The following is a 10,120-nucleotide window of genomic DNA, read 5'->3' on the forward strand; positions in this document are numbered from 1 at the left end:
CTCGTAATTTACCATACCCGGGGCGTAAAGGAAGAGTCTGTTACCGAAGTTCTGCTTAAAGATCTGCTCTGCTTTGCTGAACAAATTTTTTAGGGAGGCGAAGGGCCGCTGAAAACAAGTATCTACTATATCCATTACTGCCCTTCATCCACCAACTCAGGAGCTTCGATCCAACGTTTAACCGGGACGTCTGAGTAGTCCCACAGCTGCATCTTTATAATCTTAATATCATCAGGCGTAGGTTGGAAGGGGTAGTTTCTTATTTCACCTATTAGCGCCTGATAGGGGGTTGAGTTTGAATAGGGTCTGTTGCAAGCACCTTCTCGATTCTTGCTTCTGCACCCAGATGTCATGAAAGGTGTGCCGCTTTCGATGCTCTCCTTTAAAGTAGCTTCTTCCACGCCGAAGTCAACTATCCTACCCCTCTCGTCAAACCTCATACGCTCAGCCCTAGCCAAACCTTTGTTGATCAAGTATCTGGCGAGTTGTATTCTCCGATACTGACCTATCGGAGGCTGCGGGTAGCTCTCCATAGGTGACTTTTCCTCTGGGAAGAATGAGAAGAGGTGCGTTAGCGCTCCGAGATCATAGGCGCGTTGAATCGCGTTAACCATGTCGTATTCACGCTCACCTAACCCTACGATCAGATGCACGCCAGCATTATACTTTCCAAAGACGCCCACAGCATCCCTCAAGATGCTCCAGTAACGCTCCCACCTATGGGGACCCCCTACTCCCCTACCTCTTAACGCATCAAAGAGGTTTGGTGTAGCGGCGTCGACTGCGACACCAACCATATCAGCACCAGCATCACGAGCCTCCTTCAACCACGCTCTATCTACAATTGTAGGCGTTATCAGAACCGAAATCTGGTCGAAGACCTTTCTAATCCTCTCAACGACAGTTATTGTATCTGCGCGAGCCCTACCATTGGTTACCATGGAGATGCAGACCCGCTCCACATGTGGACAAGTGCCATTAGCCAACCTTTCGACAACATCGTCAAGCCTAACAGCAGGCCAATCGACTCTGATGAAGCTTCGTTCAGACCAGGGAGTATCTGGTAGACGGGTGCGTGAAAGCCCGCAGTAAGCACATCTACCAACACATCCGTCTCTGTAGGTTAATAGGAGATTCAGGCAGTAGGATTTGGCGTCTCTATAAAATCTGCCGGGGACGAAGCCTAATGTCATAGCGCCAGCTAGGCTTGTGCGAACATACCGGGGGGACTCCAATTCTACCTTTCTCCAGTTTATACCCTCTTAAAGAGATTACGGTAGATGTCTACATAAGTCCAAGCCGTTCCGCTAGCAGTTGCGTAAGGTCCACGACTCTAATATTCTTCTGCGCCTTAACACCAGCTTCAGCAAGAGATTGATCACACGTTGGGCAGGCTGAAAGTACCGTATTCACACCTGTGTTTAGAAGAGAGTTGAGCCGCATTTCAGCCAACGTGGCTGACAAGGTGGGGTTGGTAGCCTTGAGCATACCACCAGACCCGCAGCAGACACCGTCTTTACCACGCTCCATCGGCTCGATAAATCTATCGGTGAGAGCTGAGATAACGCGCCGAGGTTGTTCAATCACACCGCCTAATCTAGCTAGTTCACAAGGGTCGTGGTAGGTTACAGGGTCTTCGCTCTTCTCAACTTTGATCTTTCCCTCCGCTATCCACCTATCTAACAGCTGAGTGAAGTGCAACACCTCGAAGTCTGGTTCATATCCTAATATTGCTGGGTATTCCTCAGCTAAAGCGAGTCTACAGCCTGGGCAGCCAGTAACAACGATCTTGGCGCCTGTAGATTCGATAGCCTTTACATTATGCTCAGCCAACTCCCTATATTTTGAAACTGCACCGCTCACGTAGAGCGGGTGGCCGCAGCACCATTCCCCATCCAGCAGAGTCCAGTTAGCGCCTACGTGATTCAATATGCTTGCGATAGCCTGCGCCACACTCTGCACCCTACCAGAGTATGATGTAACACATCCGACGAAGTAGGCTATATCAGCCTCCTTCTTTACAGGAGCATCCACACCCGTGTATATGACCCAGTCTCCTCTAGATTCAGCATCCATTCCGAAGACGTTCTTTCTACTGAGTATCGTGGTTTCTACTTGGGATAGGAGCTCTGGCGCTACGCCTAGTGAGAAGAAAGCTTCTCTTGCTTTTGCCCATAGGGTCGGTAGGTTTAGTTCCAGGTGGCAAGCCTCTTCGCATCTTCCACAGATCGCGCAGTCGTAGATCCTCTGCACGACCTCTTTAATATCGATTTTATCTCTGGCGAACAGCTTACCTATGAAGGATTTGTTTTCTTCTTGAAGCTGCTTCAGAAGATAGAGTCTGCCTCTTGGTGAGTAGGATTCCCAGTTAACCGCATTGTATATTGGGCATTTTTTGACACAGTAGCCGCACTGTGCGCAAGCAAAGATATCTATCTTCTGTAGAGAGGGTAGCTTAAACAGGCTCATACTACAACACCTTCCCAAAAACCCATAACGTATCCAAGAATAGTGAATAAAGTGGGGCAGGTAGAGCTAAGCCGAACTTAGACCTAGCTTCAAATGTCTTTCCAGGGTTAAGGATGTTGTTCGGATCTAGCCGCTTCTTAAGCTCGATTAGTTCTTTCTTCCGCTCCGGTTCAGACTTTTTTAGGTGGAAGGAGTTCCAGATACCGTAGCCGTATGAGCGACCTCCGTGCTTTACCGCTTCATCTATCAGCTTTTTGGTGATAGCGGTGTGTGTAAGATATTTTAGAGGCTTCCTCTCGTCACTAAGGAAAAGTGGGAAGTAGAGTACGTGCTCGGGTGAGGTAAATATCGCCTCTAGCTCCACATCCATCCCAGATTCTTTACCTAGCTTCCAGGAGTAAAGGATCATGTCATGCAGCGCCCTAACTGGAATCAGAACGTCTGACGTCAAGACGGTCGGACCCCACTTCTTTATTCTCAGCGGGTAGAAGCGCTCATTCCATTCATCCCAAGCTTCTCTACTTGGTCTAACATTACCACCGAATTCAAGAGCCACATCGCGGAAAGCCTTCATCCAACCTTCAACTTCGGCCTTAGAGCCGTTGTAGAGACCGAATAGAATTGCGCCTGATTCAGCGTCTTCTATCGATTTAATAGCCTTATCACGTCTAGCTTTTAAGAAACCAAATGCTCTTAGAACCAATGTGTCGGGCTTCGTTAACTGTAAGATGCGGTTGGCAGCCTTAAGTGCGCCTTGGAGCTGGTAGAAGTAGGCTAAGAAGGGCTCTTCCATCTCTAGCTTGGGTGCAAGCCTTAGCGTCAGGTCTAAGAAGATGCAGAGCACGCCTTCTGAAGAAAACGCTTGTTCTAATGTTAAGGGTGTCGACATCTTATCTATGGTTACTATCTCACCAGAAGGCAGGGCAACAGTAGCTTGAACTACATTATCGACAAACCTGCCATACTTAAGCGAGCCGTAGCCGAGACCACCAGTAGCAGCCCAGCCTCCGACTGTAGAGCTTGGGGAGCTTGAAGGGCAGACTGGTAGACGCCAGTCGCTACCCTCTAGCAGATTGATTAGACTCTGCCACACTACACCACACTCTACCTTGAGCAGGCCACTCTTCCTATCAAACTCAAGTATACGATCCAAGCCGGTTAGATCCAAGAGTATCCCGCCTTTAGTCGGCACCGCACCACCATAGCCCCAGGTAGCCGCACCACGTGGGGTAACAGGTATCCTATACTTGTTAGCGATCTTTAAGACCTCTGACACTTGCTCCTTCGTTCTCGGTTTAGCGACCAGATCTGGGGTGCTCTTAAAGAGCCAAGAAACTTCGCTTGGTAGTGGTGCGAGGTCGTGGCTGTAAACCTTCCTCTCTGCGTGTAGGTCTGAAACGTTCTGCTCACCTAAAACGGTTAAGAGTTCTTGTTTTATGTTCATCCTCTAATCTCTAATTGTGTAGCTCTCTTTATATGTCGATACCAATTAGTCTATATTATGATAAAGAAAATAAATAGAAGGTGAAGCGCACTTATAATGCGCCATCTCTCTACTTCGCTAGCTGCTCTATTTCCTCTTCGAGGTTTAATGGTCTAAAGACGGCAACCCATCCTCTTCCGGTTGGGTCTTTGTTCAGAAGCGTGGGGTCAGCTCTTAACTCTTCATTCACTTCTTGGATTGAGCCAGAGATCGGTGCCCTAAGTAGGACTATGCGCCTCCCTGATTCGATGGATCCGAAGGGGTAGCCTCTACCCACATATCTGCCTTTTGGTAGAACTCTAACGAACTCTATGTTACCCACCTCTCTTTGGAGTTTGTCTGTGATGCCTACTCTGACTGACAGAGCTGATGGGTTCCCTTCTACCTTCGCCCAGATCTCATCCGGCGAGACCACCACTTTACCCACAATCTCCTCGAGCTTACTTCTTTTAGCCATCCACATCACCACCTTAAAGTTAGTTACGACTCTATATAGAGTTCTCCGTGATGATATTAATACAGGTTAAGTTGGCATAAACAATATAAGGCAGAAGAGCAATAACCCTTCTGTATGAAGCCTCAGATGCGAAGGGTTGTGAAACTGGGAAGATCGACACTAGCGGTGACGCTGCCGAAAGAGTGGGTCGAAGCGGTGAAGCTGAAGAAAGGAGATTATGTTTTGGCCGAAGAGGGGGAAGAGAACGCGCTGAGAATATCTAAGCTAAAAGAGAAGTTCTACACTGCACCGAAAGTCTGTGTAATAAATGTAGACTCTATCAGATCCAAGACTCTTCTCGACAGATTGATTATAGGAGCTTATAACGTGGGGCACGAACTGATTTGGTTACAGTCTCGGCGAGGCTTTAAACCCGAGCAGATGATTGAAGTAAATAAGGTTCTGCAGAAGCTCGTCGGTCTGCACATTGTCGAGCAGACAGAGAACATAGTGTTGCTTCAAAGCCTCGCTGACCCTAGTAAGCCTTCACTTGATAATTCAATAAGAAGGCTACATCTACTAACCTACTCTATGCTCGATAACATCGTGCGCGCCCTTAATGAGTGGGATAAGAGCCTTTTAGAGAATGTTTTGTTTACTGGAGGTGAATGCGACAAGATCTATTGGCTGATAATAAGGCAGCTTCTCACTGCTGTAAGCGACAAATCCGTATCTGAAAGTTTGGGTGTAAAGTCTTATCTCTGGCTTGTCGGGAACAGAGCGGTAGTCAGGATTCTCAAGACGTTGATTAGGCATAATGAGAGTATTTGTAAATGGGTTATGAAGATGATAGAACACGGCGTCAAACCAGACAAAGAGACTTTAAGTAAAGTTATGGATTTAGGTAGATATGTCCTACAAACTCAGACGGATACGATAGAAGCTTTGCTTGTGCGAGATATAGAAAAGGCAAACAGCATCATAGATGAAGTTATTGAGAAGGCTGAGGATATAGATGCGATGGTTGTTAACATGACCAGCGCCGTAGCCGATGAAATCGTTAAAGCGGCGCTGCTAAACGTGATCGCTGAGCTGAAGTGCAGCATACTTGATATGAAATCCATTGCAGAGATAGCGATAAACAGAGGAACAGAGGAGTCAGGGAGCTACATAACCATTGAAAGCGGTGTTAGAAGCGAAGAAACTTCTCTGCGCGAATCTGTTAGTAAAGGGAGTAGATGACTAGTTTGATAGATGTTGATGAAGAAGAGACTGGTCTCCTTAAGGCTTGCTTGAACTGTAAATCTTGCATCAGCTTTTGCGCAGTAGAGAGTGAGGGGGGGCTACGCCCTCTGCCAAGCATTATAGCAGAAGGGTTGCTGATAGAAGCTAATCGACATAGCACAGCAGATGTAGCTCGTAAGATGAGGGTGTTAGAGGATACTTATAGATGCGGGTTGTGCGGTAGATGCTCAAGCTGTAGTTATCATTTGGACATAGTGGCGAGCTCTTATAGGCTTAGAAGAATTCTTGCGGAGAAAGGGTTGATGCCTGAACCGCTTCTAAAGCTACGCAACTCAATAAGGGAGAGCCGAAACTCTTTCGGTGCTGACGCGCAGGCAAGAAGTATGTGGATAGACTACGTAGGGCTTACAAAGATTCGCATAAATAAGGCGGCGGATACACTATACTTCGTTGGCTGCACACCCTCTTATAGATCACAAGGGCAGGACATAGCGTATGCAGCATCCTTGGTCTTAAACAGGGTAGGCGAAGATTGGGCGGTCTTAGGTGCGGATGAATGGTGCTGTGGAGCCCCTCTTTTAGCCATAGGCGCTTGGGAGGAGGCTGAAGAGCATGCTAAGCATAACGTTGAGTTTATAGAGTCACTTGGTGTTAAATGTGTTGTTTCAAGCTGCCCCTCCTGCGTCAACACGCTGAAAAACTATTACCCTTCGCTTATTAGGCGCCAACCAACCTTTAAGGTGTATCACCTCGTTGAGGTTCTAGCTGAAAGAGTAGGGCAAGGCGCTTTGAGTGATGTTAAAAAGAGCGATGTGAAGATTATTTACCATGATCCTTGCCAACTCTCTAGAGCATTAAGGGTGTTCAAGGAACCTAGGCAGATATTGAGAAAAATCGCCAATAAGGTTCTGGAGTTCCCTGAGCAAGGTGTTGAAACGAGATGCTGTGGTGCTGGTGTTGGTGACATCATAGAGGTCGTTGATCCAGCTGCTAGACTCGAGGCTGCTGGGCGGAGACTCTTGCAAGCTGGTTTAGTGGGGGCAGATGTAGTAGTTTCAGCTTGCCCTGATTGTAAAATAGCGCTTTCGGATGCTGCTAGGAAGGTCAAAAGCGGTATAGAGGTCTTAGATATACTAGAACTTTTAGCCATCCAAGCTGAGTTAACCTAGCTAGCTACTTCAATCTCACCCTCTACATCGATCTTTAGTGGTGAGCTTAGATCCGCTAGGAGAGGGCAGTAGTTTCGTGCCAACTCTATGCACTTCCTCCCCACCTCCACCTGATCTTTATCCACCCTTATACGCAGAGTAGCGCGAATATCCTGGAGGCGATAACCTTGCCCAGTCTGAACACGTCTACTGCTTATCGTGCACTGGAGGAGACGCAGCTTCAATCTATTCGTCTTTCTGAAGTGAAGGAAGGTTATCATGAGGCAGCCAGCTATCGCGCCCAGAAAGAGCTCATCGGGGGCTAGATGACGCCCTAGGCCACCGAACTCAGGAGGGAGATCTACTTTAATTGTTATGCCCCTCGTGGTAATTTCAGCACCACTCTGCTCATCCCAGTCAGCCCTTAGAGTATATGTAACAACCTCAGGATTAGCCCTCTCCATATATGCTGTAGGAGCGAGGGGCGAAATAAAAACTTTTTTTAAAATAAATCGAGCGTAGGGTAAGGCTTTTATCATACATTGACAAACAAGTGTGGAGATGGCTCATGGTTAAGCTGCACGAAAAATATGAGTTCCCTGAAGGGCTTCACTACTCAAAGGATCATCTTTGGCTTAAAATAGAGGGGGAGAACGTTAGGGTAGGCATCACAGACCTAGCGCAGCAAGCAGCAGGACCTATCGTCTTCGTGAGGCTTATGCCAAAAGGAAGAGTTGTCGAAGCAGGTAAGCCCCTCGGCACAATGGAGACGGGTAAGTGGGTAGGTCCACTAAAATCACCCGTTTCAGGCACGATCGTTGAAACCAACGAGAGGCTCAAGACAGAACCCAAGCTTCTCAACTCAGATCCTTACGGCGAAGGGTGGGTTGCGGTGCTTAAGCCATCGAAGCTTAACGAGGAGCTCAAAAATCTAATAAGCGACTTGAATGTGCTCAACGAGTGGCTTAAAGAGGAGATACCTAAGATTATAAAGAAGTAGGAAGCAGAGGTGCCCTACGGCACCCCATATTTTTACTCGATTGACCGTAGCACCAGCTCATTTATGTCCATAACTTTGAGACTCTTCCCGTGCTTCGGCACCGCCTTCAGGAAGATGCGTTTACACTGCCCACAAGCTGTGATTAGCGCTTCAGCACCGGTTCCCTCAGCTTCATCTAAAACGGTCTTGGCTAGCTTATAGGGTAGGTTTTCGTCAACCATCTCTACGTCTCCGCCTCCACCGCAGCACCAAGATTTGTCTCTGCTATTAGGCATATCCTTGAATGTCAGCTTCGGGATGCTGTTAATAACTTCACGCGGCTCATTATAGACGCCTGAGTTGCGCCCTAGATCGCAGGGGTCGTGGTAGGTTACCTTCATTTCAAGCGGCTTCGGCTTGACCCTACCTTCTTTGATCATCTCGTAGAGTAGCTGTGAACTATGGAGCATCTTAACACCGGGTAGGTGAGGTGCGTATTCGTGCACCCAGGTATGGTAGCAAGATGGGCAGGAGAATGTTATGATCTTGGGGTTCAAAGCCTTCACTCGCTCAATGTTATGTTCTTTAAGCCAATCGAGTTCCCTCCGCATACCAGCGAGTATGAGGGGGTAGCCGCAGCACCACTCTTCACTCCCCAAGCAGATGTACTTTAGACTCATCTTGTCTAAGAGTGTGGCTGTAGCAACAGCTATATCTTGTATGGTTGGGGAGTATGAGGTCATGCATCCCACGAAATAAACCGCTTCACATTCGGTTTGCTCAACTTGGCCCAAGAAGTTTACCTGTGTAGGCGCATAGTCACCCCAGAAGGTTCGCTCGCTGTAGGGTAGGTTAAAGACGTTGTAGTTGCTCTTCAACCCCTCCTTCATAAGATCGAAGTTCTTCGGGTATAGATTCTGCTGCACAAAGTACTCTCGAATCGCTATGCCGAGAGATCTAGTATCGATACCTATTGGGCAGAAGGTGCGGCATCTACCGCAGGTTGTGCATCTAAAGAGCCCCTCGATATAAGAGTTAAGGCGCTCCCTCGGCAGATTTAATCCAAAGATCTTAGCTCCTAAGCCGTGCTGCTTCCTTAGAATCTGTCTGAAGCCCCGTATAAGCGCTGCGTAGCTCTGGGGGAAGTTTACTGAGGGATCTTGCTTCGCAATTCTGTAGACTGTGCATTCGTCTTTGCAGATCTCACATCGCGTGCAGCCATCCAATTCTATTAGCTGTTTAACGGTAAGCGGCAGACGCTTCCTAGAGTCTTTCATCTACGCTCACCTCCCACTGAGTTGACAAGCATGGTTAGAGGCGCGGCGAAGGCGTGCCAAAGCCTACCGGTGTAGGGTATGATGCCGAAGAATAGACCTAGGAAGAAGCCTGCGGTAGGCCATAGGATGGAGTAGAGTAGAGAGAGCTGGGCTTCACTCAAAGGTGCTAGGAGGAGAGAAATAGCATAAGCAACAAACATGAATTGGCTCCCAGGCGGGCTGCCGTACTTCACTATGGTAACGGCTTCGGCTATATATCTGAATATGAACCAGATCACAGGTAGGAATAGGAGGACGGCGTCTTCTCGCGTAGCTGCTTCAAAGTGCTTCTTAAAGAAGCGCCGATGCACAGCAAGAAGCTCAGCGAAGAAGAGGACCATAGCCATACTCAAGTTGTCGATAAAAAAGTAAGCAGACCAAAGAGGCGTTTGCAGATCTTTAACTTCTTCGAATATGTATGCTGGGAAGAAGGGTGATCTGAAGAACTCGTTAAGGAAAGCTTCCACTGTAGAGACTCCTGCAACTATATCAGCGAGTATGTGGTTGATGAGGATCAGCAGCACATAGAAGGTTACAAAAGAAGCCTTCTCTAACCCTCTTAGCCGATCTACTGTGTAGAGGCGCTTCTGTCCGAAGATGTTTACTATAAATGTGCGTATTATAGTTAGCAGTTGTCTGCTAAATATTGTTTTAATAACTGTCACTAACGTACTGGATACGCTTTCTGAGCCAAGTAACCATAACCTTAGGTTAAGTAGGGCACCTATGATGAAGGCGATTACTCCTACTGCGAAGAATGCTGCAGCTATAGTAACAGGATCAAACATACCCTAACTCACCTTGTTAACATATCTGGTATATACTGACATAACAACAGTTGAAGAAAGTGGGAAACAGTAGGTTTCAAAAAAAGAGAGAACCCCCCGCTTAGCCTCTTGCGATCCTCTTGTAGAGCCGCTTCTTGCTATCGTAGATGTTGACTTCCAGAGGCATCTGCCCTAGTAATGCGTGTGTACCGCAGGCTAAGCAGGGGTCATACGGTCTGAAGGCCATCTCAACCATGTTGAGTAACCCATCGTTGAC

The 10,120-nt window shown here is 47.6% G+C and carries 11 protein-coding genes; 3 read left to right on the plus strand and 8 right to left on the minus strand.

The genetic code is table 11. The annotated features are described in order from the left end of the window. Positions 1–134: 134 nt before the first annotated feature. The 4 genes from HA494_04345 to HA494_04360 form a co-directional block, all read right to left on the minus strand. Positions 135–1,193 carry a radical SAM protein gene (locus HA494_04345; GenBank protein ID NHV97000.1) on the minus strand — a complete coding sequence of 353 codons (1,059 nt, stop codon included), beginning with the start codon at positions 1,191–1,193 and terminating at the stop codon, positions 135–137. A 91-nt stretch (positions 1,194–1,284) separates the two neighbouring features. Beyond that, positions 1,285–2,469: a (Fe-S)-binding protein gene (locus tag HA494_04350; protein NHV97001.1), complete on the minus strand. Its 1,185-nt coding sequence runs from the start codon at positions 2,467–2,469 to the stop codon at positions 1,285–1,287. Position 2,470: 1 nt separating this feature from the next. Further along, positions 2,471–3,913 (minus strand): FAD-binding oxidoreductase, encoded by a 1,443-nt coding sequence (locus HA494_04355; protein NHV97002.1) that lies wholly within the window; start codon positions 3,911–3,913, stop codon positions 2,471–2,473. A gap of 109 nt (positions 3,914–4,022) precedes the next feature. Continuing rightward, positions 4,023–4,409 (minus strand): glycine cleavage system protein H, encoded by a 387-nt coding sequence (locus HA494_04360; GenBank protein NHV97003.1) that lies wholly within the window; start codon positions 4,407–4,409, stop codon positions 4,023–4,025. 114 nt (positions 4,410–4,523) lie between these two features. Between HA494_04360 and HA494_04365 the strand changes: the two genes are divergently transcribed. Beyond that, a complete protein-coding gene (locus HA494_04365; protein NHV97004.1) occupies positions 4,524–5,630 on the plus strand; it encodes a phosphate uptake regulator PhoU in 1,107 nt (368 codons plus the stop codon). Beyond that, positions 5,627–6,802, plus strand: a complete 1,176-nt coding sequence (locus tag HA494_04370; GenBank protein ID NHV97005.1) for a (Fe-S)-binding protein — start codon at positions 5,627–5,629, stop codon at positions 6,800–6,802. Before HA494_04365 ends, HA494_04370 begins: the two co-directional genes overlap by 4 nt. On the opposite strand, the gene HA494_04375 is transcribed toward HA494_04370, so the two are convergent. Continuing rightward, the gene (locus tag HA494_04375; protein ID NHV97006.1) at positions 6,799–7,245 is read right to left on the minus strand and encodes an OsmC family protein; all 447 of its coding nucleotides are present in this window, start codon (positions 7,243–7,245) and stop codon (positions 6,799–6,801) included. The two genes, HA494_04370 and HA494_04375, sit on opposite strands and share 4 nt — an antisense overlap. A 104-nt stretch (positions 7,246–7,349) precedes the next feature. On the opposite strand from HA494_04375, the gene HA494_04380 reads away from it, so the two are divergent. Then, positions 7,350–7,781, plus strand: a complete 432-nt coding sequence (locus tag HA494_04380; GenBank protein NHV97007.1) for a glycine cleavage system protein H — start codon at positions 7,350–7,352, stop codon at positions 7,779–7,781. Positions 7,782–7,813: 32 nt separating this feature from the next. Here HA494_04380 and HA494_04385 read toward each other — a convergent pair whose 3' ends face one another. The 3 genes from HA494_04385 to HA494_04395 form a co-directional block, all read right to left on the minus strand. Then, the gene (locus tag HA494_04385; protein ID NHV97008.1) at positions 7,814–9,037 is read right to left on the minus strand and encodes a (Fe-S)-binding protein; all 1,224 of its coding nucleotides are present in this window, start codon (positions 9,035–9,037) and stop codon (positions 7,814–7,816) included. Next, on the minus strand, positions 9,034–9,864 hold the full coding sequence (locus HA494_04390) for a hypothetical protein (GenBank protein ID NHV97009.1): 831 nt from the start codon (positions 9,862–9,864) through the stop codon (positions 9,034–9,036). The genes HA494_04385 and HA494_04390 overlap by 4 nt, the downstream gene beginning before the upstream one ends. 100 nt (positions 9,865–9,964) lie before the next feature. After that, positions 9,965–10,120: Ni/Fe hydrogenase subunit alpha (locus HA494_04395; GenBank protein ID NHV97010.1), on the minus strand; the 156-nt coding region annotated here is incomplete at its 5' end.

The sequence above is a fragment of the Nitrososphaerota archaeon genome (genome assembly GCA_011605775.1).
Taxonomy (GTDB): Archaea; Thermoproteota; Nitrososphaeria; order Nitrososphaerales; family JAAOZN01; genus JAAOZN01.

Bases quoted from the DNA above. Each gene is read 5' to 3' on its own strand.
- HA494_04390 (NHV97009.1), bottom strand. From the start codon at position 9,864: ATGTTTGATCCTGTTACTATAGCTGCAGCATTCTTCGCAGTAGGAGTA.
- HA494_04385 (NHV97008.1), bottom strand. From the start codon at position 9,037: ATGAAAGACTCTAGGAAGCGTCTGCCGCTTACCGTTAAACAGCTAATA.
- HA494_04360 (NHV97003.1), bottom strand. From the start codon at position 4,409: ATGGCTAAAAGAAGTAAGCTCGAGGAGATTGTGGGTAAAGTGGTGGTC.
- HA494_04370 (NHV97005.1), top strand. From the start codon at position 5,627: ATGACTAGTTTGATAGATGTTGATGAAGAAGAGACTGGTCTCCTTAAG.
- HA494_04380 (NHV97007.1), top strand. From the start codon at position 7,350: ATGGTTAAGCTGCACGAAAAATATGAGTTCCCTGAAGGGCTTCACTAC.
- HA494_04350 (NHV97001.1), bottom strand. From the start codon at position 2,469: ATGAGCCTGTTTAAGCTACCCTCTCTACAGAAGATAGATATCTTTGCT.
- HA494_04375 (NHV97006.1), bottom strand. From the start codon at position 7,245: ATGGAGAGGGCTAATCCTGAGGTTGTTACATATACTCTAAGGGCTGAC.
- HA494_04365 (NHV97004.1), top strand. From the start codon at position 4,524: ATGAAGCCTCAGATGCGAAGGGTTGTGAAACTGGGAAGATCGACACTA.
- HA494_04355 (NHV97002.1), bottom strand. From the start codon at position 3,913: ATGAACATAAAACAAGAACTCTTAACCGTTTTAGGTGAGCAGAACGTT.
- HA494_04345 (NHV97000.1), bottom strand. From the start codon at position 1,193: ATGACATTAGGCTTCGTCCCCGGCAGATTTTATAGAGACGCCAAATCC.